This is a genomic window from Chitinophaga sp. XS-30, assembly GCF_008086345.1.
Taxonomy (GTDB): domain Bacteria; phylum Bacteroidota; class Bacteroidia; order Chitinophagales; family Chitinophagaceae; genus Chitinophaga.
Map to the genome: position 1 here is coordinate 153,246 of NZ_CP043006.1, position 24,525 is coordinate 177,770.

Annotated in this window: 20 protein-coding genes and 2 tRNA genes; 5 read left to right on the forward strand and 17 right to left on the reverse strand. The window is 50.8% G+C overall.

What is annotated here, in order from left to right:
* Nucleotide 1: 1 nt before the first annotated feature.
* The 11 genes from FW415_RS00670 to FW415_RS00720 form a co-directional block, all read right to left on the reverse strand.
* Nucleotides 2–1,534, reverse strand: a complete 1,533-nt coding sequence (locus tag FW415_RS00670; RefSeq protein ID WP_148382393.1) for a relaxase/mobilization nuclease domain-containing protein — start codon at nt 1,532–1,534, stop codon at nt 2–4.
* The gene (locus FW415_RS00675; protein ID WP_148382394.1) at nt 1,528–1,911 is read right to left on the reverse strand and encodes a plasmid mobilization relaxosome protein MobC; all 384 of its coding nucleotides are present in this window, start codon (nt 1,909–1,911) and stop codon (nt 1,528–1,530) included. Before FW415_RS00675 ends, FW415_RS00670 begins: the two co-directional genes overlap by 7 nt.
* A gap of 218 nt (nt 1,912–2,129) precedes the next feature.
* On the reverse strand, nt 2,130–2,420 hold the full coding sequence (locus tag FW415_RS00680; protein ID WP_148382395.1) for a hypothetical protein: 291 nt from the start codon (nt 2,418–2,420) through the stop codon (nt 2,130–2,132).
* An 18-nt stretch (nt 2,421–2,438) separates the two neighbouring features.
* A complete protein-coding gene (locus FW415_RS00685) occupies nt 2,439–2,927 on the reverse strand; it encodes a hypothetical protein (RefSeq protein WP_148382396.1) in 489 nt (162 codons plus the stop codon).
* Nucleotides 2,928–2,940: 13 nt separating this feature from the next.
* Nucleotides 2,941–3,438: a hypothetical protein gene (locus FW415_RS00690; RefSeq protein ID WP_148382397.1), complete on the reverse strand. Its 498-nt coding sequence runs from the start codon at nt 3,436–3,438 to the stop codon at nt 2,941–2,943.
* Nucleotides 3,439–3,509: 71 nt separating this feature from the next.
* A complete protein-coding gene (locus FW415_RS00695) occupies nt 3,510–4,400 on the reverse strand; it encodes a hypothetical protein (RefSeq protein WP_148382398.1) in 891 nt (296 codons plus the stop codon).
* A 307-nt stretch (nt 4,401–4,707) separates the two neighbouring features.
* Entirely contained in the window at nt 4,708–5,067 is a 360-nt protein-coding gene (locus FW415_RS00700) for a helix-turn-helix domain-containing protein (RefSeq protein ID WP_148382399.1), read from the reverse strand.
* A 137-nt stretch (nt 5,068–5,204) separates the two neighbouring features.
* Nucleotides 5,205–6,434 carry a site-specific integrase gene (locus FW415_RS00705; RefSeq protein WP_148382400.1) on the reverse strand — a complete coding sequence of 410 codons (1,230 nt, stop codon included), beginning with the start codon at nt 6,432–6,434 and terminating at the stop codon, nt 5,205–5,207.
* 310 nt (nt 6,435–6,744) lie between these two features.
* Nucleotides 6,745–6,819 (reverse strand) — tRNA-Pro (locus FW415_RS00710).
* Nucleotides 6,820–7,104: 285 nt separating this feature from the next.
* Nucleotides 7,105–7,383 carry a hypothetical protein gene (locus FW415_RS00715; RefSeq protein WP_148382401.1) on the reverse strand — a complete coding sequence of 93 codons (279 nt, stop codon included), beginning with the start codon at nt 7,381–7,383 and terminating at the stop codon, nt 7,105–7,107.
* Between the two features lie 205 nt (nt 7,384–7,588).
* Nucleotides 7,589–8,584, reverse strand: a complete 996-nt coding sequence (locus tag FW415_RS00720) for a quinone oxidoreductase (protein WP_148382402.1) — start codon at nt 8,582–8,584, stop codon at nt 7,589–7,591.
* A 104-nt stretch (nt 8,585–8,688) separates the two neighbouring features.
* On the opposite strand from FW415_RS00720, the gene FW415_RS00725 reads away from it, so the two are divergent.
* Nucleotides 8,689–9,060 (forward strand): helix-turn-helix domain-containing protein, encoded by a 372-nt coding sequence (locus tag FW415_RS00725; RefSeq protein ID WP_148382403.1) that lies wholly within the window; start codon nt 8,689–8,691, stop codon nt 9,058–9,060.
* A 59-nt stretch (nt 9,061–9,119) separates the two neighbouring features.
* Here the strand turns inward: FW415_RS00725 and FW415_RS00730 are convergent.
* A tRNA-Ser gene (locus tag FW415_RS00730) sits at nt 9,120–9,208 on the reverse strand.
* Nucleotides 9,209–9,549: 341 nt separating this feature from the next.
* Entirely contained in the window at nt 9,550–11,595 is a 2,046-nt protein-coding gene (locus tag FW415_RS00735) for a M13 family metallopeptidase (RefSeq protein WP_210420797.1), read from the reverse strand.
* Nucleotides 11,596–11,847: 252 nt separating this feature from the next.
* Here FW415_RS00735 and FW415_RS00740 point away from each other — a divergent pair, with 252 nt between their 5' ends.
* The gene (locus FW415_RS00740; RefSeq protein ID WP_148382404.1) at nt 11,848–12,366 is read left to right on the forward strand and encodes a hypothetical protein; all 519 of its coding nucleotides are present in this window, start codon (nt 11,848–11,850) and stop codon (nt 12,364–12,366) included.
* 14 nt (nt 12,367–12,380) lie between these two features.
* Nucleotides 12,381–13,640: a replication-associated recombination protein A gene (locus tag FW415_RS00745; RefSeq protein ID WP_148382405.1), complete on the forward strand. Its 1,260-nt coding sequence runs from the start codon at nt 12,381–12,383 to the stop codon at nt 13,638–13,640.
* A gap of 26 nt (nt 13,641–13,666) precedes the next feature.
* Here the strand turns inward: FW415_RS00745 and pbpC are convergent, their stop codons facing one another.
* From pbpC to FW415_RS00760, 4 genes are read right to left on the reverse strand one after another with little or no spacing between them, the layout of a single operon-like run.
* Nucleotides 13,667–16,057 (reverse strand): penicillin-binding protein 1C, encoded by a 2,391-nt coding sequence (gene pbpC / locus FW415_RS00750; RefSeq protein WP_148382406.1) that lies wholly within the window; start codon nt 16,055–16,057, stop codon nt 13,667–13,669.
* 9 nt (nt 16,058–16,066) lie between these two features.
* Nucleotides 16,067–17,032 (reverse strand): hypothetical protein, encoded by a 966-nt coding sequence (locus tag FW415_RS25665; RefSeq protein WP_371417069.1) that lies wholly within the window; start codon nt 17,030–17,032, stop codon nt 16,067–16,069.
* Nucleotides 16,926–21,638, reverse strand: a complete 4,713-nt coding sequence (locus FW415_RS00755; protein WP_210420798.1) for an alpha-2-macroglobulin — start codon at nt 21,636–21,638, stop codon at nt 16,926–16,928. The genes FW415_RS25665 and FW415_RS00755 overlap by 107 nt, the downstream gene beginning before the upstream one ends.
* 26 nt (nt 21,639–21,664) lie before the next feature.
* Complete coding sequence (locus FW415_RS00760; RefSeq protein ID WP_148382407.1) at nt 21,665–23,140, reverse strand: ATP-binding cassette domain-containing protein; 1,476 nt, start codon at nt 23,138–23,140, stop codon at nt 21,665–21,667.
* A 154-nt stretch (nt 23,141–23,294) separates the two neighbouring features.
* Between FW415_RS00760 and FW415_RS00765 the strand changes: the two genes are divergently transcribed.
* Nucleotides 23,295–23,738 carry a GNAT family N-acetyltransferase gene (locus FW415_RS00765; protein WP_148382408.1) on the forward strand — a complete coding sequence of 148 codons (444 nt, stop codon included), beginning with the start codon at nt 23,295–23,297 and terminating at the stop codon, nt 23,736–23,738.
* A gap of 20 nt (nt 23,739–23,758) precedes the next feature.
* Entirely contained in the window at nt 23,759–24,505 is a 747-nt protein-coding gene (locus tag FW415_RS00770) for an SMI1/KNR4 family protein (protein WP_148382409.1), read from the forward strand.
* Nucleotides 24,506–24,525 lie beyond the last annotated feature (20 nt).

Below are 24,525 nucleotides of genomic sequence, written 5' to 3' on the forward strand. Positions count from 1 at the left end.
ATCAGAGCCGCCGTTTACGTCTTTTCTTTTTGGCTTCTTTCAGCAGTTCCGGATCAACAAAACTATTTGTACGGGCGTAGCCATCCGCCTGATCGAAAAGGGAGAAAATTTTTTCCGTTACCTCAACATCCATGTTGGTCACTAACCTGTCTAAAGTGGAAAGAGCCGTTTGCATAGGAGCCACCAGCGGAACATGACCACTGCACCGCAAATGATCGGAAAATTGGTTGATCATGGAAGCTGAAACAATATGCTGCCGGAGGTAAGCGTGCATGCGGTCGGGCGCAGAAACAACCTGATCCGGCGGGGAGTTAATATGTCCCAAACGAAACTGCATTCTCCCGTTGGTATCGGACTGGGTAGTGACCACCAGACCCAATTGTGACCATGCCGCCAGCACCTGTTTAAATCCCTTGGAATAATCCGTTTGTCGCAACACTTCCTGAACAAAGAGCCGGTTCCAGGCAAGTTCTTTTGAGACCGGAGTAACCTGCATGCGATCAAGCAATTTTTCCGCTGTGTATTGAGGCCCCATAGCCGAAGCTTTGAACACAGATTGCGTTTGGTGATCTATAAAGGTGATGCCGAAAATCCCACCTTCTTTGGTCGTATAATATAAAGTGTCTATGTGCAGTTTGGACAGTTTTTCCCGAAACCGCTCCGGGGTTATTTCTCCCACCGAAAGGGCATCTTCTAAAGCGCACCTAACCCTGCTATAATCCGTGTAGAACCGTTTATTGACCAGATATTTTTCCTGCAGGAAGGTGAGCGTAGGTTCATCATAAATACTACTTGCCTTGATGGCGTTTCCGATACGATTGCCCCCCTGATCCAGCATACGGTAAAGCAGACCTCCGTGCCGGTGCATCCGGGTGCCGGGTTCCCCCGGATCGGCCTCAACGTTAAACTGCCGGAGTACCGCATTGTATTGCTCAAAAGTCTTATACTTGTAATAGTTCGCCACGGTTCTTACAATCCGGGAAATTTCCCCCTTTGTTTCCGCTTTTCCATACAAAGCTTTCTTTAGATCCGCAGGCCGCAAAACAGCCAGCTCCTCTGCCTTCTGATCCTCTGCACGAACCAGGTTATACGTCCGCTCAATCGCTTTCCTGGCGGGTTCGGATTCCCGCTCCACCAGATGGTGCAGGTCGATCCGTTCGCCGTTTGCCTGAATAGGCGTAGTAACCAAATGCACATGTTGATGCCCGGCATCCCGATGCTCATAGAGTAGATAGGGCTGTCCCCGAAATCCGATCCTTTCAAGGTAGTCCGCAGCAATGACTTTTAAACGATCCGGAGAGAGGGTTTCCCGAGGCGAAAAATTCAGGGAAACATGCACGCATTTATGACGGACAGTACTTCGCTTTTCTGCGAGGCGTTCCAACCGTTTGAGCTTATCCAAAAAGTTCAAACGGTCTGCATCTTTATGAAAGCCCACAGCCGTCAGTAATACCGCTTCGCCACGATCCAGTTTCCGTTCATTATAGATCAGCGCACCCCGGAGGCTCTTGCCACTTTTAAACCGCACTACCATCGTTCTGCAACTTGATCGATTCGTGCCTGAATGCCTGCCAATTTCTCCAGCAGTTGCACCTGCAAACTATTGGCAACCTGCAACAGGATTTCCGGAGGGAATGGCAATGAATTGATGCGCCGTACCACCTGGTTAAAATTATTACCCAGGGCATTTAGTTCGGTGCGCAGCAGAATCAGTTCCTCCATCAGCTCATCCACCGATTTATCCCGGGAAAAAACCTTTACAGGTTTCTGAAAGATCAACACACGGATATAATCCGCCATCCGTGCGTAAGCCGTTTGAGCCTGTTGCCTGCGGAGGCGCTCCAGCTCTTCCTGTGTTAACCGTACCGTCAGCCACCTATCTCGGTAGGCGGATTTTACCTCTTCTGGCATACTCTTTCACATTTACCATTTACACAGCCCGACTTCGGAGGGTGTGTTTCCCGGACGCTTGTTGCGGATGGGCAAGATCGCGGCGTGACACGCCCGTATATCTTGCTGACCACGGCAAGGCAGGCTGGTCAGCAAGGTAACCTTTGGGCTACCGCAGCAAAAAATTGTCTCCGTAAACCACAGGCTTGCTTTCCTTTTTTAGACAATGCTACCCAGGATTAATAAAACAGGTCGGCAGATTTAACCCCGTATTTTTTAACCCGCTCCTTAAACTCACGCCATAGCTTTATATTTGATTCCGCCATTTCCAAAGCCTCATCATCTGAGAGTTGATATAGGTTGATCACTTTTTCGCCCGCATCGGAGCCGGATGGGTGAGACGGAGCCAGAATGTTCCTGCTTCGCCCTTCGGAAACTTCCATAGATGGTGTAATGGATAAACTGCCATCTTCCACCCTGGTTTGTTTACCGGAAGCAAATACCATTGTTTTGTTTCTGAATGTTGCCATAATATATATCTTAGGTTTTTACAATTTTTTTCCGTGATTCAAATCATTTTCATTCATCCGATGTCGCCTGGTGGAAACATATGGGTGTCTTGCCGCAACAACAAACTCCAACGGAGAAGGAATCTCATTATCTAAATATTGATGTAGGCTTATGCCACCGGGTCCTGTATAACGCAGACCATTTATTTCGAAATATGGCATATGCATGTGGGGATCGTAGAGCATAATAAATTCGAAATCTATTTGTTGGCCATTTTGTTGTCCGGATGAGTGTAGTGAAAATATTGTCCACTCCAGATTTTCCAATCTTTCATATTCTAACTGCAAATAGTTTGGTTGATCATACTCCACAACTTTTATATACTCACTAAGCTGCTCCACCAGCGAATTGCCCCCTGGATTGTTAAGATTCAAATGAGCCTCAAAATATCCTGCCTTTTTAAGCGGCTCCAAAAACTGCCCCGCCATCGTAAGACATGCATCATATGGAATATTTGCAAGTGTCATGTATAACTCTTTATTAAGGATGAAACCCTCTTTTCTGCCCTGGGTGGATACTTGTTTTCCACGACCTGTTTCTGCGCAGGCTTAGCGTGGGATCAAGAATATTTTTGACCAATTCTTTGGGTGAAGGCACTTGCGGTGGTCGGTCAATATGATAATGAAAACTTCCCTTTCCCGGGATGCTGGCATTAATGCTTTTAAGATCAGCCTGCCCCTGGTAATAAGTGAATGCAAATTCAAAGGAAACGGGATGCTTATCAGTAAGCCCGCTGCTATAAATGCGAAAGGCTGCTGGTGTATCGTTCAGCCGATCCGGGATAAGCATATCGCTAAGCCCAACGCTTTCCAGTCTGGAATCTTCTTCAAATGAGATGATGTTGGAACGCATTTGCTTTTCAAGACTGCCCTTATTGTTGTTTACATTCAGGGAAGGGTCGAGATAACCCTTTTCCTCCAACGGTTTTAGCTGGCGTCGGATTTCGCTGTCGAATGAATCAAGGTCATTAATGTTCATAGCTTACTTATTGGATGATGTGGTAAAGGAAATTAAACCTGAGTTTTGCGAGGTCTGGATGCAGGGATAGATTACCGCTTCCGCCTTTTATACTTTCCTGGTGGGATGTTGTGCTTCCTCATTTTTCTTTGCCGGTTCAGGTCTAACATAACACTGTCGATCAGCTCCAATGGAGGTGGAATTCTTTCGTTGATCTTCTCTACTTTAGGCGCTTGTTGGGGAAGCCGGACAGCAATGTTTATTAACCTATATGATGTGGTTGAGGATTCGTTGTCGAATTCAAATAAATAAATGAAATTGACGGGTTTTTCATTGAATCGGCCGTTCGACTTGAGCGTAAAATGCCCGAATGTATCCCCGGGGAAATGGTTGATGGGTAAATGTTTGTCGTTGGGCATGCCCAGGTCAATCACCTTGAGGTATTCTGTCAGCTGGTCGGTAAGGGATTGTCCGTTGTCGTTGAGGCCATTGAGACTGTCAGCCGTATATCCTGCGGTTTCCAATGGCCGGATAATATTCTCCGCCATTTCCTTTATGGCCAGATCTGTTTTGTCAGGGTCTAATGACCTCCAGGGAGCGGGAATAGGATACATGTCCAACTGTATTTCTTCCGCTGGCCGTCCCTTCAGGCTTGCCACTGTTTTTGAATGGCGAACGCCAGCAAAATTATCATCCAGACGGCATTGGAATGTATGGGTGTATGTAGCATCTATATTGCTGAAATCATTCCTGGTCGCTACCTGAAATTCAATCAAGTTTTGCCGTTTATTTTCATTATACCGGAGCTTGTTTGTGTTTGGTACTTCATTAAAAATCACATTAAAGTATTCAAAAAGAAAATCCTCCGTAGAGCGCTTGTGTTGCGGGTTTTCCGGCTGAATGACATCGCCCATTCCGTTAGCCGTTAAGTCGTTGGTAAAGTCTTTTGCAAGTTCACGTAAAGCCTTATCTCTTTTATCCATGTTGCAATTGTTATGTGGTTAGAAATGATAAAGATCAAATTCAAATGGAGGAGGGAAGCATGAGCCTGAAAGCCTATTTATTCAGTTGTTTTTCTGGCAATCTTTGCCGCCTCTCCAATGACTTACCAACGCAAAAATGCAATGCAGGAACAGGCGCATTTCACTGTTTTTCACAGAGGGAAAATAATATCTAAAAGAATTGAAATAGTGAACTGGAATGATTGTAGAATTAAATAAGAAAATGCAGGAAATAAATGTAGTTATCTGAACAGCAATGTTGGTATTTTTTAACCTCCAAATTGAGTTTTTATTTTCTCATTCCCAAGCCTGTTGAACGAAGCAAAGAACCACCTTTTAGAGATGATTTATTTTGTTCAATCAACTTATTGATGTCATCATAATCATATAAGAGCATTCCCCCAATTTTAGTGTACGGCAGAGTTCCATTTGCTCGTAAATGGTTCAAGGTTCCGGTAGATATATTGAGCAGTTCTTTTACTTCGTATGACTTTAGATATTTCTTCGTCTTGTTCTGCTCAAAAATCTGCTGGACAATTTCACGAAATTCCGATACTATCTCCCGCTGAAATTTTTCTAAATCTTCGATAGTTACAATCTGATGTCTGGATACATCAATAGCGGTCACCACCTTCTTCACACCTCCCATTACGCACAGTGATTTAGTTATGGCGAATTTCTGTCAGCAGAAAAGGGGTGTATCACTTTTTTTCACGTAGGGGAACAAAAAAAGGATCATCCTATGTGTAGAATGATCCTGATTTCTTAAAGGGAGCTGCGCTCTTTTTAAAGCCGTTCTTTCACCATTTCCATTGCCTGGCCTATGTTGTCTTTTTCTATTTTCGCGTATTTTAAAGTAGTAGCGAGTTTGGTATGTCCCATTAATTTGCTAACTGTTTCCAAAGGCACTTTGTTCTTCAAGGTAACAGTTGTGGCAAACGTATGCCTGGCCGTGTAAAAAGTCACTTCCTGCTGTACTCCGCAAATAGCGGCTATGACTTTGAGTGAATCATTAAGATCCTTGTTTGTGACAACCGGAAACAGCGATTGGCGCGGAATGTCACCCTCTTTAAGTTCATATTTTTTTATAATCCGGAGCGCCTGCGGGAGCAACGGTACATCAACGGATATATTGGTCTTGCTTCTGCGGGTTTTGATCCATAAGTTCCCATCATCTTCCAGTAGAATATTTGCTGGCTTCAGGCTTGTCAGGTCTTTAGGACCCAAACCGGTATAACAACTAAAGAGAAACAAATCCCGAACCATATTCAGCATCTTGTTAGGGAAATCCGGTTGCTCCTCTATACGCTGAAGTTCATGGCGTTTTAAATGGGGTATATCCGTTTCTTTGAATCTTAACTGGAAACTCTTGAAAGGATCTTCCCTCAGCCATTTCTGTTTTTTTGCCCAGGCGGTGAGTTTTTTCAAACGCTCCAAATGTTTCATGGTTCCGTTTATGGTACATGGATCGTTTGCTTTCAATGGAGTAGATTTTATAAACGGCTCTAAGCGTACAATAAAATCATAGTTCAACTCCCGCAGCGTTATATCATTTCTTCTAAGCACCTGTTTTAAATAGCGTTCCAGATATTTTTTTGTTGCCCGGTAGTTTTTGATTGTCCCTTCGGTCAATCCCTCCGGTTTCTCTTTAATATGCCTGTCGATCAGGTCGATCAGGGTCATATTACTGCTTTGGGTATCCGGATCAATACCTAAAAACCGCTGCTTTACCATCTCCGCTGTTACCACTTCCTTATCAAGCTGTAGATCCTGGTAATGCGCCGTTAATTTCGCCCGGACGTTCATCAGATAACTATTGACTTCTTTAAGTTCCGGAGATTTGTTTTTTGCCTCCCCTTTTGAGGCGTTCCAGTCCTTCGGAGAGAGGTACTGCTTCAACGCAAGTTCGAGGCGTTTTTTGTTCACGGTAATCCTTACATACAAGGGATGCTTACCGTCCTGTATCTGGTTCTTACGAAGCCAGAAATGGACACCAAACGTGTTTGTTGTTCTCATAACAAATCATTTTAAACGTGATTAAATCTGTTTACACTGTTTCTTTTTCACGATCACGAAAAACGACCTGCATTTTTATGTAAAACGGGTCAATTCGTACGTTACAACTTATTGCCTGTCAAACAGTTACAATAGGTTAGTCGACCTGCAAGTTAAGTCGACTTTTAGGTCGCCTTCTAGGTCACGTACAACTTGATAAAATATGTGTTGAAATATACCGGGTTGGAAACAAAAAAGCCAGTAAAACGTACATTTTACTGGCTTTTGAGCTTTTTTTTAATCCAAAATGTCGGGAAGACAGGATTATTTGTCGGGATGGCAAGATTCGAACTTGCGACCTCCTGGTCCCAAACCAGGCGCGATGACCGGACTACGCTACATCCCGAGCCTCAGGCGATGAAAATACATTCACCGGAATCCTTGTGGGCTGCAAAAGTACAAAAAGAAAATCAATAAAGCAACGGAAGTTCGGGGTTGGGCGTAATAATATTTTGGGGCACAGACGGGCGCATTCGCGGCGGGACCGCAATACAGCCCGGTACGAAGTTTGCCAGGCCGCTCCCCTGCTGGTTTCACGATCTGGCAATTGGTCCTGCTGAAATAATACAGCAGTGCGGGTATAATGCTTCGCAGTGGATGTATTCGGAGATCGTCGTTAGACTGCCGGAGATCAATCCCGCAGGTTGAAGATATTTTTCATCGCTTCATAGCTCAATTCCTGCCAGTTCACCTGGTTTGCGCCATCCCCGCTTTTCCGGGCAGCTACCTGAATACCCGCCGGTATCAGCACATATCTCAACTGCGGTGTTCCGGGTGTGCGGTTCAGAATATAAGCGGGCAAGCTGCTTGCTTCCAGGTCAATATCCGGCACAGGATCAGCTTCTTCGCGGTCACAGGCTGCCAGCATGCCAAGCAAAGCGATGGCCAGTAGTGGGGTTGTTCTTTTCATATTATTCATTTTATGATCAATCGTCCATTCATGCTCATGCAGCCACCGCAATTCCGAAAACGCTTTTGGGGTATCATATCTATTGGTGGCCTGCAACCCGGCACAGGTCCGGGCGTGTTCTGCTATTGATCCATAAAATTAGGGCTAACATTTTCGGGAGGTTTGTATAAACCCGACAAAAATCAACAGGCGCCCACGCAATTGTTTAAACCGGGAATTCGGGTTTAAGAATAATACTGCCTGTTGTTTTGCGTGATTCCATATCTGCATGAGCTGTAGCCGCCTCTGTTAATAAATAGATGGATGACTGTCCCGGTTCAAATACACCATTCCTTAACAAACAGAATATTTCAGACATTCCCTTTCCGCTTTTGTCCTGATAAAGCGGGTAGTCATTAAGTGCATCGTGCGCAAATTTTATTTTTCTATGCAGCATCATTTCGTTGTCTATATCAGGCATACCGGAAGGCCATCCGTATAATACAGCACTTCCGCCATCTTTAACTACAGTCAACGACTTCTCAAAAGTAGCCTTGCCTGTACCATCATACACAACATCAACACCTTTGGCCCCGGTATATTGGTTAACGGCAGCAACAAAATCCTCAGCCCCCATATCTATGACCTGATTGAAGCCGCGTTTTAACGCTAAATCTTTTTTTGCGGCACTTCCAACAGTTCCAATAACAGTAGCTCCCAATGCCTTTACCCATTGGCTCAATAGTGTGCCCACCCCGCCTGTCATGGCATGAATCAAAACCACTTCTCCTGATTCGACCTTATGGCTCTGTTTGATCAGCATGTGAGCTGTAAGACCCTTTATCATCACAGCAGCAGCTTGTTCAAAGGATATATCCTCCGGTAGTTTAAATATTTCATTGGTGTTGATGATTCTTCTTTCGGCATAGGCGCCGATTGATGCGTAATAGGCTACGCGGTCACCTACCGTAAATCCGCTGACATTTGTTCCAATTGCTTCAATGATGCCTGAGGCTTCGAAGCCAATGGGTGCAGGGTATTGGCTCATCGGAAAAGTTCCGTTCCTGAAAAATATATCCAAGAAGTTTACTCCTATAGCTTTCTGGGCAATCAGCACCTCATCAGGGCCGGGTTGTTCAAGTGTTATGCTTTGATATTTCAGTACGTCCGGTGCTCCCGGTTGTTCGATAAGGACAATACCACTTGGCTTATTGTTGTTCATTGAATTAATTTTGTTTTTGCAAAGCTAATGGTCACAGTCTCTTAATGCCAGTGTCTTCCCCGCAGGGAAGTACTTCCATGAAAGAAAGTTTTTAACTTTAGAGCATGGTTGACAAACTGGAAAATGGGAAAATATCCGACGATTGTAAACGCCACTTTAAAGCGATAAATGATACCTTGTACATTTTAAATGGTAAATGGAGAGTGATGATCATAGCTTGTCTGGCATCAGGTAAAAAGCGCTATCTGGAACTGCAGCGTATAGTTGAAGGTATAGGCCCCAAAATGCTTTCGAAGGAATTGAACAAGCTGGAATTAAACGGTCTGATTACAAGGTCAGCGCTGGAAACCAAGCCTGTTACAGTTGAATATGAACTTACTGAATATGCCCGGTCCCTTAAACCGCTGACAGATGAAATGGCTGTATGGGGTAAACAGCACCGGGATAAAGTTATTAAAGATATGACTGCAAAGTAGCTTTGGATTAAAACGAAAAAGGACAAACCATCTTTCGATAATTTGTCCTTTCTGGCTTGCGGTGAGGGCGGGATTCGAACCCGCGGTACAGTTTGACCCGTACGACGGTTTAGCAAACCGTTCCTTTCGGCCACTCAGGCACCTCACCTACGCTTGCAGGGCTGCAAAAATATGAATTATTTGCAACTTTCCAAAAGTGTCACGAACATTTTAAAGTCCCTTTCCTCCGTCGTCATTTATATTATCAATATCCGATATACGGCAACCTCGGCACCCGCAAACAATAAACCGGTGCAGCCACAAACGTGCTGCACCGGCAAGGCGTATTCGGGGTCAGGAGGATGTACAGGCCGGGAAATGTATCTGTCACAAAGATCCGGCGCCGGAGAACCATTGTAAAGCGTATTTGTACTGATTTTCAAGGGGTAGAAATACGCAAAAAGGCTGCCCGGGAGAGCAGCCTTTTTACATATCGTTCCAAAAAACAGCTTACCAGATCACTACCCTGTTCTCTGCGGGCAATACCATCTTCGCCCCTTCTCCGCAGCTCCAGGCTTCGGAAAATTCCGCCATATGCGGCAGCGGGCCGTTGATGCGGAAGCGTGCGGGGGAATGCGGGTCCGTCTGTATCTGGTTGCGCAGTCCGGCATCGGTAATATTGGCGTGCCATACCTGCGCCCAGCCCAGGAAGAAACGTTGCTTCCAGTTATAGCCGTCGATCAGTTCAGGCTCGGGCTTGCCTTCCAAAGATTTCTTCAGGGCGTAGTAGGCCAGTGTAAGGCCGCCCAGGTCCGCAATATTCTCCCCGATGGTCAGCGCCCCGTTGATCTTGAAACCGGGCAGCGGCTCCAGCCCGCCGAAATACGTAATATATTTTTGTGACAGCTGATCGAAGTTCTGACGGTCCTGGTCCGTCCACCAGTTCTGAAGGTTCCCTTCAGCATCGAACTGGGACCCCTGGTCGTCGAACCCGTGCGTGAACTCATGGCCGATCACCGCGATGATACCGCCGTAGTTGATCGCATCATCCGCATCGGGATTGAAGAACGGCGGCTGCAGGATACCTGCAGGGAACACGATCTCATTGTTCAGCGGATTGTAATAGGCGTTCACGGTCTGCGGCGTCATATACCAGTCGGATTTATCTACTTCCTTGCCGATCTTTTTCACCTGTTCATTGTGGTTGAATGCCGCGGCGCTCACCACGCTTTCAAACAGCTTGTCTTTCTCCACATCGATCTTTGAATAGTCCTTCCACTTATCCGGATAACCGATCTTGTAAGTAAATGCCTGCAATTTCTTATGCGCCATCTGTTTCGTGGAATCGCTCATCCAGGTGAGCTTGTCGATCCGCTCACCGTACACGGCGCGCACATTTTCGATCATTTCAGATACTTTCTGCTTGCTGGATTCCGGGAAATATTGCTTGGCGAACAGTTTGCCCAATGGCATGCCGAGCATACCGTCCGTGGAGCGGATAGCCCTTTCCATACGCGGACGCTGCGTAGTGCGGCCGGTCATCACGGTGCCGAAAAAGCGGAAATCCTCATCATCGAACTGCTTCGGCAGATACCCGGCAAAGCGGCTGAGCAGCTGAAAGCGGGTATAGGTCTTCAGCGTTTCCACCGGTGTGGATTTCAGCAGCTGATTCCCTTTGGCGATATAGTCCGTATTCTGCAGGATCAGGGTATCCGTCTTGACGTCCTGCTGGCCGGCAAAGCTCTGCCAGTCGAAGTCCGGCGCGAGGGTGGACAGTTCCCCGAAGGCGATCTTGTTATAAGTCTTTACAGGGTCGCGCAGCTCCACATTGGTCAACTGCAGTTTCGCCAATGCTGTTTCGAAAGCGAGGATGGCAGCACCGGGATTGGCGTCCGTAAATCCGGCCATGGAGAACATTTTATCCACATGCCCTACAAATTCCTGGCGCACGTTCATGGTGCTGGAATCCATTCTTTCGTAGTAGCTGCGTTCACCGAGGCTCAGCCCGTCCTGCCCACCATACACGGCATTCATCTTGCTGTTGCGTGCATCCGCCTCCACACCGAAACCGGCCCAGGTACTGACACCGATCTTCTGCAATTCGCCGCAGACCTTGGCCCAATCTGCCAGGGAGCTGATGCCGTTGATCTTGTCAAGATAAGGTTTCAGCGGCTCCAGTCCGCGTTTTTCAATCGTCACGGTATCCAGGAAAGCGGTATAATAATCCGCTATCTGCTGTTCTTCGGAACCTTTAGCGAGACCGCTGCGTTGGGCGATATCCTGGATGATGCCTTTGATGCGCACTTCCTTGTTCTCCTTGTCCAGGATGTTAAAAGCGCCCCAGCGGCTGTCTGTTCCGGGGATAGGGTTGGCTTTCTTCCAGTTGGCATTGGCAAAACCATCAAAGTCCTCACAGGGAGCAATGCTCTTGTCAATGGAAGTGGTGTCGAAAGCCGGGATTTTGGCTGTTTCAGGGCCCGCGGTATTACAGGCTGCACATGCAGCGAGCGCGAACACGGCCAGCATTCTCCTGCCGGCAGGGTTGTTTTGATGCATATTTATCAGGTTTAGTCAGTTAAATTTATCGAAGATTCGGCATTTATGAACATACTGTTGGATAAACGGCAGTATGGCTGGCCGGGCCGCCGTTGTGTCACTCCCTTCTGCGGCTGCTATGCTGACCGGGCTTCCGCTTTTCTTCCGGGGAGGGAAACCTGTGCAGCGCAGCGTTCCGGCCATTGCCGGGCAAAGAAACTGTCTTGTGAGCGCAGATAATTCGTAGGTTTGCAGGGTTAAACGAATAAACTTATGTCTTTTTCTTTCGGGCTGTTCCGTTTCCTTACGTATGGCAATATTTTCGTGGTCGGGCTTTTTATGTTACTGATGTTAATGGCTATGCTGATGGCGCCTTCCATGACCTCCGTAGTGATCTCCCTGACCATATCAGGCGTTGTGCTTTACCATAATATCCTTTGTCTCCGGCTGCAGCGGAGCCTGCGGGACGCCACGCTTCCCCTGGGCAATAATTTTCCCACTATCCTGATCGTTATGAGTGTGCTGAGCTTTATTTACAGCAGTTTCGTATTCAGCATGGTCGTAGATATGGCAAGGGTGCCCATGGCGGATTTCCGTAAAATGGTGGTGACCGGCAACGTGCCGCAGGAGCAGGTAACGCCGGAGATGCTGGATGCGATCCGCCGGATCGTGCTGACGCTGTTCGGCATTCATGGCCTGGCCGTCGCGGCCAACTGCGTTCTGTCCAGCTTCTTCCTCAACAAATGGAAGAACGCACAGGAAGAAGAAAAAGATTCATTCCTTGATATATAAACCCGAATCAGCCCATGCGAGCACCTCTGGCGGAAAGATTGAGACCGGCGTCACTGCATGACCTGGTGGGACAGGAGCACCTGACCGGCCAGGGCAGCATCCTGCAAAAAGCGATACTACAGGGTAAAGTGCCTTCCATGATCCTCTGGGGGCCGCCGGGGGTGGGCAAAACCACCATCGCCAATATCATCGCCAATTCCCTGCAGGTGCCTTTCTATACCCTCAGCGCTATTTCTTCCGGCGTGAAAGATATCCGGGAAGTGATAGATCTGGCCAAACAACGTCATGCCGTCCTGTTCATCGACGAGATACACCGGTTCAACAAATCCCAGCAGGATGCGCTCCTGGGCGCCGTGGAAAAAGGCATTATCACCCTGATCGGCGCCACCACGGAAAATCCTTCCTTTGAAGTGAACGCGGCCCTGCTTTCCCGCTGCCAGGTATATGTGCTGAAGGCCCTCGGTGAAGAACAACTCCTGCAACTGCTGCAGCAGGCCATGCAGAAAGACGAATGGCTGGCCACGAAAAAGATCGAACTGAAAGAAACCGAAGCGCTGTTCAATATCGCCGGCGGCGATGCCCGCAAGCTGCTCAACCTTTTTGAGCTGGTCGTGGATACGCTGCAGGATGAAGAACTGATCCTGGTCACCAATGAAAAAGTGATGCAGATCGCGCAGCAGCGGGTAGCTATTTATGATAAGACCGGCGAACAGCATTATGATATCGTTTCCGCTTTCATCAAATCCATCCGCGGCAGCGATCCTAATGCCGCTGTGTACTGGCTGGCCAGAATGATCGCGGGCGGAGAGGATGTAAAATTCATTGCACGGCGGCTGGTCATCCTGGCATCTGAAGATATCGGCAATGCCAATCCCAATGCCCTTTTGCTGGCTACCAGCTGCTTCCAGGCGGTGACGATGATCGGTCATCCGGAAGCGCGCATCATTCTGTCGCAATGCGCTACCTACCTGGCCTCCTCGCCCAAAAGCAATGCTTCCTACATGGCAATCGGCGCGGCCCAGGGCCTTGTGTCCCAAACGGGCGATCTTCCCGTGCCATTGCATATCCGCAACGCCCCTACGAAGCTGATGAAACAGCAGGGCTATGGAAAAGGATATGAATATTCTCACAGCTACGAAAACAATTTCTCTCAGCAGGAATACCTGCCGGATGCCATCAAAGGCACCAAACTCTACGATCCGGGAAAAAATGCGCGGGAGGATGAATTGCGGAAATACCTGAAACAACTCTGGAAAGAGAAATACGGGTATTGAAGCTGATGCAGGCGGGGCGCAAGCGGTTACTTCTCCTTGTCCAGTATCTCAAAAGTCAATTGCACCTGTTCGCCTTCGTCATCAACGATGGTCAGGGTATGCCTGCCTGCGGCGGGGCGCATGGGCATCTGGTGAAAATCGGTGGTAACACCTGCGAACACATTATCGAGGTGCCAGAATATCCTCGTGCCGGAATGGCGGTGCGTGGCCCTGAACACCGTCTGGCCTCTTGTACCATCCAGCTCTACCGGCACATATATCTTCGCATTCGGCCGCGGGTAGATCAGCTCCATGGACCGGCCCTGCGCCGCTTCTCCCTGGCAGCCGGGCTTGTAAGGCGGTAAGGGCTGGTAACTGTGGCGGGACCGGTAATAATGCTCCATCGCCGGTGGCAATACGAACCAGGATTTATGTTGCATCAGATGCGGCGGTTCACAGTCTGCCGTTACCCGGTAACGCCCTGTGGCGTCCAGATGTACCAGCTGGTGGTAGGGGCATGCGGCGGAGCGAAGACCGGCCGCGGGTACGGCCAGTGTATCCCTGTCTTCACAATGTTCCCCCGCGCGGTATCCGCTTTGGCGGCAGACGGCGATTTTCCGCAATTTGCCGGCGGGCGCTTCGAAGGTACCGGCAGTATGCAACAAACGGAATATGTCGAACATCACCGGCGCGGCGGTGGAAACACCGGTCAGTCCCGGCCTCCCCTCTCCGTCCGCATTACCTATCCATACGCCCACAACGTGCTGTGGCGTTACCCCGATCGCCCATCCATCCCTGAAACCGAAGCTGGTACCGGTTTTCCAGGCGATCCTCCTGGATGAGGAGAATTGCTGCCACAGGAATTCCTCACCAGGGCGCATCACTTCTTCCATCGCCTGGAAGGCATACCATATGGCGCCCGCGTCCAGCAGTCCGTGTAAAGCGGGAGCCTGCCGGGAAGGCAGGGTAAGATCTGGCTGGTATCCGGGCGGATGAAAATCGTCTGCATCATATTTGCCGTTGTATTGCTCCAGGTGCAGCATGGTGCGGGCCAGGCTGGCATAAATGCCGGCCAGCTCCCACAGCGAGGTTTCACCGCCGCCCAATATCATCGACAGGCCATAGTGGGATGCTGGTTTGCTCATAGTGGTCATCCCCAGTTTCCGCAACAGCAACAGGAAGCGCTCTGGACGGTATTGCTGCAGCAAACGCACAGCCGGGATATTCAGTGAACGGGCCAGCGCCTGCGATGCAGGCACGGCGCCGTCGTACTCCAGGTCGAAGTTCTGCGGCACGTACCCGCCCATTTGTGTAGGCACGTCAGGCACCAGGGCATGCGGCAACAGCAGGCCGTCGCTCAGCATGGCGGCGTAGAGCAGCGGTTTCAGGGTGCTGCCCGGACTTCTCGGCGCCTGTATCACGTCCACATAACTTTCCAGTTCAGGATCTCCCGGATCGTACACATTCCCGACGTAAGCGAGTGCCAGTCCGGTTTCCACATCCAGTACGAGAGCGGCGGCATTATTGATGCCGTTGGCCTTGAGCTGGTGATGATGACGCAGCAGGATGTCATTTACATTTTCCTGCAGCTCGCCGTCCAGCGAGGAGCGCAGGCGTGTAGGCGCATCCGTTGGCCGCTTGCGGAAACCGGCCCTGAAATGGTCGAGCAGATGCGGGGCCAGTTGCGGAAGGGGATGCGGTTTGTCCGGCAGCGGCTCGGCGCATGACAAAGCAAAGGTGGTGCTGTCTATCGTACCGTTTTGCCGCAATTTCTCCAGCAGTTCGTTTCGTTTATGGAAAAGCGTTCCCCTGTTCCTGCCGGGATGGATCAATGCCGGACTGTTGGGCAGTACGGCCAGGGTGGCGGTTTCCGCCCAGGAAAGCTGATGGGCGCTGCGGCCATAATACCGCCAGGCCGCGGCTTCCAGCCCTACCACATTACCGCCGAAGGGGGCGTTGCCTGCGTATAGGGCCAGGATGCTTTTTTTGGAATACGAGCATTCCAGCCGGGTGGCCATCACCATTTCAATCATTTTCTGCCACAGGTTGCGGGGCTTGTTGCGGTGCAGGCGGATCACCTGCATGGTGATGGTACTGGCGCCGCTGACCACCCTGCCCCCGGCGATATTCTGTTTGATGGCCCTGCCGAGCGACAGCGGATCTATGCCCCAATGGTAATAAAAGCGCTTGTCCTCATAAGCCAGGATACATTTTTCAAACTTCTCCGGCACCGCTTTGCCTGCCGGGAAACGCCACTGACCATCAGCGGCAATGGTAGCGCCAAGCAGCTGCCCTTTGCTGTCTTCCAGCACAAAGGAAGTGGGGGAACGGAAGAGCTTGCGTGGCAGCATGAAACCATACGCGATCAGCAATGCCGCCAGTATGCCCAGCCGCCACTTCCTTTTGATCACCCATTGCCTGAAGCGCTTCCAATGCATAAGTTCTGTTTACTTCACGACTTCCACCCACTTGCCGGGAGCAAAGGCATGTATCGTATTGTCATACATCGCTTCGCAGGAGGTGGCGGGAAGATAATACCTGCCGAGGTACGCAGCGTTCAGCAGTACCCGGTAGGTGACGCTGCGGTTCTCTTCCAGGTTGAAATAGGTGTACACCCTGTCGTCCCGGATATCCTGGTAGGTGTATGGGGATGAACGCATAACGCTGTCATTGCCCATCAGCCTTGTATTGATGATCTCCCATCCGGAGGGGAATACCTGTGAAAGGGCCATTTGCTCGTAATAACCGCGCTTTCCGGGGTTCCTCAGGGTAACCGTGGCTACGAAGTCAGTGCCCTGTTTCAGTTGCCCGGGATCCAGCTGCTGGCCGTTCCTGCTGGTGTATTGCACCTGCATGCCCAACACGTCAGGGTTATTCTCCGCATATGGATTTGTTCCCGCTTCAGGCTGGCCTCTCAAAATGAGACGGGCATACAGTACGTTCTGTCCCTTGTTCTGCAGTTGCAGCTGGCCATCTGTGTTTTTGAATGCCACCGGCGTTTGCGATACATAGGAAGCGCTGTTCACATCGCCGCCTGTTCCATTCAGTTTGTATGTGTAGGTCATTTTGCCGCCGGCTTTGTTCACCCCGCAATAATTGGCGATGGCGATGAGCGAGAAGGCGGTGGTCTGCGTACTGTACCAGGTATCCTGACCGAGACGGGCGGCCACCTGCCGGAGCAGCTCATTGGCGGTATTGCGCTGGCCCATGATCGTCAGGATTTCAAGGATCATAGCTTTATCCCGCAGGTCGGACCCGAAGGTGCCGCCCATCTGCGTATAAGGTTCTACGTTAGTGTTTAGTCCTTTAATGAGACTGTTGGCCGCTTCCGTTTGTCCGGCCAGCTTGTATGCCCCGGCCAGCCGCCATTTGGCGGCAACGGACAGGTACTGGAATGCTTTCAGGCGGTTCATGGCGCCCAGCTCCGGTGTTTTTGCCATGGCCAGGAGATATAACCGGTATGCCTGTACGAGATCTCCACGCGATGTAGTTATAGCTGCTCGGGCTCCAGCTTACGGCCTTGTTGCGCTGGAATTTCTTCCAGAGGTCCAGGAAACCGGCGGGTAACGCATATCCTCTTGCCTGCGCTTCCAGCATGAAATGCCCAACGTAGTTGGTGCTCCATTCATCCGCTGTTGTGGCGCCCGGCCAGTAACCGAGGCCGCCGTTCGTCAGCTGGAAGCCTTTCAGGCGGTTCAGCCCGGCTTTCACATTCCGTTCTATCTCTGCCGTCCGTTTTTCACTCAGGTCCATCAACTGGGACAATGCCAGCTGCGGGAATACAGCGGAAGTGGTCTGTTCCACACAACCATGCGGATAGCGGATGAGGTATTGCAGCCGTTTATCCAGGTTCATGGCGGGAATGGTAGATACTTCCAGTACGCCGCTGTTTGTGCCGGCCATACCCACGGCTTTGAAGTCCGTATTCCAGGAAGTGCCGGGCTCCAGTGTTTTTTCTATGACATTGGTGAGATAAGGGTTCGGGTTCCGCACATCCAGCTCTATCTCTTCTTCCGCCTTTTCCTTTCCGCTGGTAGCGGTGACCCTGAACTTGCCGATACCTGTCTTCGAACGGATCTTCACATCAAAATATACCATTTGCTCCCCGGGCTGCGGGAAGTTCACTTCTTTCGTACTTTCTCCCACCACTTCAAAGAAGGCATTGGAGGCCAGGGTAACACTGGCTTTGCGTACCTGCGGTTCCAGGCCGAATACGGTTACCGGCAGCTGTATGGTTTCGCCGGGCCCCAGCACCCGTGGCACTGTTGCCAGCAGCATCAGCGGTTTTTTAACGGCCGCGGTCTTATCCGCGGAGCCATACGCGCCATCCTGGCCGGCTACAACCATTGCTTTGACGGACCCGATGTATGGCGGCAGCTTGAACTGATGCGTTCTTTTCTCTCCTTTTTTCAACGCGAACGGCCCCATGAACACCACCACCGGTTTAAAGCGGTTGGCTTTTGCCGCGCTGGCATTTTTATTCAGCCCTTCGTCCCCGCCAATGCTCAGGATACGTTCCAGGTCCGCACCCCAGGCACCTAACACATAATCGAACAGGTCCCAGGTCTTTACACCCAGCGCCTCACGCGCATAGAAAACGCTGTGAGCATCCGGTGTTTTAAAGCGGGTAAGGTCCAGCAACCCTTCATCCACCACAGCAATCGTATAGGTCATGGCCTTGCCGCCGGTTTCGGAAACGGTGATGGCGGCCTCCGTCTCGGGCCGCAGCGTGGCAGGCAGGCTGATAGCGGGTTTCAGGATGGTATTCGGGTCTTCTACCAGGATGGGAATGGTACCGTACATGCGGATGGGCAGATCATTGGCTGTCTGCGCATGCGGCTGCAGCAGGCTGACGTTCACATAGATGTTGGGCGCCATGCTTTTATCTGCTTTGAAGCGGTACACCGTCTGCCCGGCTGTTGTATTGATCCAGTCCGTTTTCAACACCCTGCTGCCGGATTCTATACTGATGAGGCCCCTGCCGCCTTCGGCACTGGGAATGGTCAGCGTGATCTCGTCCCCTGCGTTATACTTTGTTTTGTCCGACGTAAAAACGAGCATGGCGGCTTCCGCAGGATTTTCTTTCTGCAGCCGTTCGGCATAGCTGGGCCAGTCGATATACACAGATTGGCCGGTGATATGGCCGCTTTCCAGGTCTTTCACCCGAACGAGGTAACGCCCCCACTCCGGCTGGCGGATCAGCAGCGGGTACATCCCTTTGCCGTTCTGCAGCGGGATGGTCTTTTTATCCAGCAGCTGATTGTAATTATCGTTCGTGAAATTGCTCAGGTCGTTCTCATTCTCATCCCACCACCAGCGCCAGCGCACTTTATACAGCTCTACCTGCACTTTGCGGTTGCCGCTGAGCAGTTTGCCATTGGCATCCACATTCACGATGCTTACCTGGTGTACTTTGTCCGTTACCAGCATGCCGGTAAGCCGGTCCCCTTCCGGAATGCTGACGCCTGCGTAGGAATCGAACACATGATAGGGCATGGAAAAGTTATCGATACTGAAATCGCCGCCCGGCTCAAATACCTTCACTTCAAAATTCGCCCGCAATACGCCCGGTGCGCGTTCTCCCACCGGAATATTGACCGGTACAGGGGCAGCGCCGCTTTCGTTCAGCGCTCCTTCAAAGATCGTTTTGTTCTCTGTATTGAAACTGGTCGTCGGATCATCGAAATGATAGCTGTCGAATTTCGGGAACACAGTGGTCTGCGAGCGGAGGGATACATCCACCTTGGCTTTGAGATGCTGTGCCGTGGCGCCGAAGAGCCATGCGGCGGTGAGTGTGCCTTTTGGCGCTTCCTTTCTGATCAGCGCGGGCTGATTGCCAAAATCCAGCTTTACTTTCAGGCGATTGGGCTTCACGGTTTCTATGCGCAGGTTCCGGGAGAATACCGCGCCGCCTACTTTAACCTTTGCCAGCCAGCTGCCGGTAGGCGCTTCCGGCTCCGTCAGCGTCTGGAAATTATAGAACCCGTTCAGGGATTCATGCTGATTGATCCTTTTATACAGCTGCCCTTTCGGGTTGTACAGTTCCAGTACCACAGGATGTTTGGGCGGCAGCTTATTGTCCTTGTCTTCCAGCAGGAAGGTGAGGAACAGGGAGTCGCCGGGCCGCCATACGCCGCGTTCGCCATACAGGAACCCTTTCATGCCCTGCTGCACCTCTTCCCCTTTCACATCAAAGCGGCTGAGCGGCAGGGAACTGCCGTCATCCAGCTTTAAATATCCCCTTTCATTGTCCCTTTTGGCGATGAGCATATACGGTTTGCGTTTCAGCTCAAACTGCGCGAACCCGTCACCATCGCTTTTGGTGCTGAAGATCACCTGCTGCTGATAGTCGAGCAACAGGAGGTCTACACCGGAGAGCGGTTTGGCATCCCGTATATCCGTTACCGCTACCATCATGCTGTTGTCATTCCCCCGCTTCGCAATAAGGCCGATATTGGAGGAAATGATATTGCGGGAAGCCCAGCGCTGTTTATTATAGTAAGAGTTGGTGCAGGGATCATCGCGCTCGGACCAGCTGTAACCATACGGGTAATAACTGTCGTACCGCCGCCAGAATGCATCGTCTTCATCAATTTTCTCCCCGTAATAGTATTCATCATCTTCATAGCTGCTTTCCTGCTGCCCGGCCGCGGTTGTGCCCTTGCAGGAATAGAGCGCATAGTCCCTGCGGAAACCGATCGTTACCCGGTAAATGGCGCCGGGCTCGGTTTTTACAAGGTTTTCCAGGTCTAAACTGAATCTCGTCCGTTTATGCAGGTCCAGCGACTTGTCTGTATCCAGCCGGATGGTCTTCTGTACTACGGGTTTGGCTACACGCCTCAGTTCTTCATCCCCGTTGAGGTTATTCCGTTGCAGGTATTGCGGTACATTGCTCTCGTAGATCTTCATCACCATAACATCTACCGCCTTCAGCCCCACGGCCTCGAAAGGCATGGCCAGCTTGCCGCTTTGCGGCATGATCACTCCTTTGCCCGGAATGCTGACGGAGGGAAGGCGGTTCTCGAACGTTACGCTGGCGGTGAAAGTTTTGTCCAGCCGGTCTTCAAATGCATTTAGGATACCTTCGTTCACCACTACGGAGTAGTTGCCTTCCAGCCGGTCCGGTGCATATACCCTTACTTCACTGCCATCAATGGTATAGCGCAATTCGCTGACGCCACCGATCCCGATCAGCCCTTCCAGGTTCTGGCTCATGTTGATGGGACAGGAGAATTGTACCAGCACGCATTCTTCCGGATCATAAACGGCTTTGATATCCAATACCTTGAAATCCCCGATGGCCGGTACTTCGATGGTTGCCGAATTTTTTTCTTCCGCGCCTATCGGCTGACCGTTCCAGGATATCGTCAACTGCTGGGGTGTCTGCTGCCGCACGATATTGCCGATGGTGAAGGTATAACTGCGGTTGGCCACATCATGCTGCCAGGTGATATTTGTTTTATCGCCGGAATATTTTGTGGTGATGAGTTTTTCCACAGCCTGCACATCTTCCGCATCCGCAGTGGACACGGTACCGGAAAAGGTCATGCGCTCTGTGCTGGTGCCGGCGGACCGGAGGCCATTGAGCACCACATCGAAAGATGGCGGGATCACCTGGAAATCAAACTTGAATTTCTCCAGTTTTGCCGGGACCTCCATGATCTTGCCGAGATGGAAAACGGCTTCGTATTTTTTCCCGGGCTCCAGGTTCTGGTCCGGCCGGAACTCCACGGTCGTGGCATCCAGCCAGTAAGCCTTTCCCTTGATGGACGGAGAGAAGGAGAACACTTCTTCTTTCAGGGCTTCATTCTGCGTATGCGTGATGTTCACTTCCCCCGCCAGTTGTACACGGATGGCGCTTTGTTTGGAAATGATGCCCGTTGTATAGGCTTCGATGTACTTTGCGAAAGCCGGGTCAATTTCTTTGGCGCTGCTGCCGCAGGCTGTTATCAGTGCGGACAGGCCGAGGCTTAACAACAAACAGGACAGGATTAAATACCGCTTGTTAAGGTGCATCATGAGGTTTGGTTTAGGACTGGCTAAAGTTATATTATTTTACCATTGCTGATGCGCAAAAAATTGTTCACGCATGCGGGCAATTCCTCCGTGTAGTGAGTGACGTAGATGAGCGTCACGGAGATGTGCCGGCACAATGTTTCAATGAGTTGTTTGAAATTATTCTTTTGATGGGCGTCCAGGCCCTGACAGGGCTCATCGAAGATGAGGAGCGGCGGGCTTTTCACCAGTGCGCGTGCCAGCAGTACCAGGCGTTGTACGCTGGCCGGAACCTGCCTGAACGGAACGTTCGCATACTGCGCAATTTCCAGTACCTGCATCCAGCCTGCTGCTTTTTCGAGCTGCGCCGGTGTGCAGGGACGGATGTAGCCGATGGTATCATAGAAGCCGGAACCGGTCACCTGCAGGCAGGTGGCCTGGGAGGAGAAATACTGGTGCAGTTCCGGGGATACGAAGCCTATTTTCCGCTTGATATCCCAGATGCTCTCCCCGCTACCCCGCCTGCGGTCGAACAAAATGATCCTGTTGGCGTATGACTGCGGGTTATCTGCGTTGATCAGGCTCAATAGCGTGGACTTTCCGGAGCCGTTAGGCCCCAGCAGCGCCCACTTTTCGCCGGGCCGTATGGTCCAGCTGATGCCATCCAGAATGGCATTGTCCCCATATTTCACATGAATATCATCCATTTGCGCGATCACCTCAAAACTGGCGGGTATGGCATCCGCTGTCAGTTTTTTGATGAGGGCGGCATCCGGCTCCGGCCCGGCATGCACGGCTTCCTCTTCCCGGTATTGCGCCAGGAAGGCCTGCCGGGTGAATGTTCCGGTTACACGGCCGTTTTCCAGCTGCAGCACGTGGGTGATGCTTTCCGGGAGCTCTTTGGGCGTGGTGACCAGCACCACGGTGGTGCCGGTGGCCGCCACATGGTCCACAATCCCGTGGAAGCCCTGCCTTGACTGTACGTCCAGCCCTATGAAAGGGTTATCCAGCAGGAGCAGGGAGGGCTTTTGCAGGAGGGCCCTGGCGATCATCACGCGGCGGGTTTCGCCATTGGAAAGCTTGATGAGTTCCTTTTTCAGCAGTGGCCGGAGGTTCAGCGGAGCCAGCAGCGGGTCTTCCCACTGCCCGTCCAGGTAAGCCTCCACCAACGGAGCGTCGGAGGAATCCATACTGTTGAAACGTTGCTGGTAGTAGAAATCTGTGGTATGGGACAGGTTCCTGAAATCATGATGATGCCCCACCATGGCCAGAAGGCGGCGATAATTGAAATACGGATCGGTCACGGGAAACGTTTCCCGGTAACGGTCGTAATAATGATGGGCCATCCTGCCATTGATGACGTTGTTCTTACCAAGTATGGTATGGAGAAGGCTGGTTTTGCCGGAACCACCGGGGCCTACAATGGCCCAGTGCTCCCCGGAGCGGATCTCCCAGCTGAGGTCCGTAAACAGGGTCTTGTCCAGATACCGTACCGTAATATGCTCAAGGGTCAGAAAAGGCTGCATCGTTTAAAAAGTTTGATCTGATGGTTTCCGGGGGCCTAATTTCGGCATACTGCCGCAGAAATCATATTCCAGGCGCTATTTATTTTGCAGACTGGTGCCGGTACGGCAAAAAGTGGTAAAAAGGTTTCCAAAAATATCGTACCTATGCAACGGTATGATCCAATGGCAAGTGAAGACATTCGGCGAACTGAGCCTTGAAGAGCTTTATCAGCTGCTGCGGCTAAGAAACGAAGTGTTTGTGGTGGAGCAGCATTGCCCGTACCTGGACCTGGACAATGCCGATCAGCTGGCGCTGCATGTGCTGGGGCATTCACCGGAAGGGCTGGCGGCCTATACCCGCCTGTTTGCTCCGGGTGTCCGGTCGGACCTGGCTTCGATCGGCAGGGTGGTTACCTCGCCCTCCGCACGGGGAACCGGGCTGGGACGGCAGCTGATGGAACGCTCCATTGCAGCAGTAGCCGCACATTGGGGACCCGTTCCGATCAGGATCAGCGCACAACTCTACCTGCAGCAATTCTATGAATCACTGGGTTTTGTAAAAAAAAGCGAAATGTACCTTGAAGATAACATACCCCATATCGAAATGGTAAAAGCGTAATATTCATTTAAAACAGCAACATGACACCACTCGAACAGCTGAAAACGATGCTGCATGAAAGGTATCACACCTACAAAAACGAAGAATACGGTATTGAGTTAATGCCCGGACTATCAGATGAAGAGATAGACACAGTAGCACGCCAGCTCCCTGGCAGGCAGGTACCTGCGGACATCCGGGAACTGTTGCAATTCACCAGCGGATTTTTATTTTTCGGCCTTGATGCCATTACTTTTGATGGCGTCAGGGAATTTGATATGCTCAATCTTATCCCTTTTCCAGTGCGCCTTGCGGGCGATGGTTATGGCAATTATTTTGTAGTGGATGTGGACAGAAGCGGCAAATGGGGCCCTGTGCTCTATGTACTCAATGATCCCCAGGTGATCATCAAACATTCGGAAAATGTTACCGAGTTCCTCCAGGATATCCATGCTTTCGGTAAAAGGACCGGCACTTCCTCCCTGGACGTGATCCATAACTCCACCATGGAAGATATCTGGGAGCGGAACAATGGCTTTATCACCCGTGATGATGCCCGTCATTCCAATGACCCGCAGCTGGAAGCATTTGCACAGCAACTCCCCTGGAATTACATGATCGCCGATCTGCGCGAAAAATCCGTGCGCTCCGGTTTTGCCTGGGGAAAGTTCGGCACCAATATGCGTAATGCGATCCGGGACAGGGATGCCCTGCTTTGGGGCATTGAGCGGAAACCGCCGCAACAGCGGAGACCGCCGTTCAACAACCGGCAACGATCGTTCAGATAAGTGAAAAAGCGCCTCCGGGC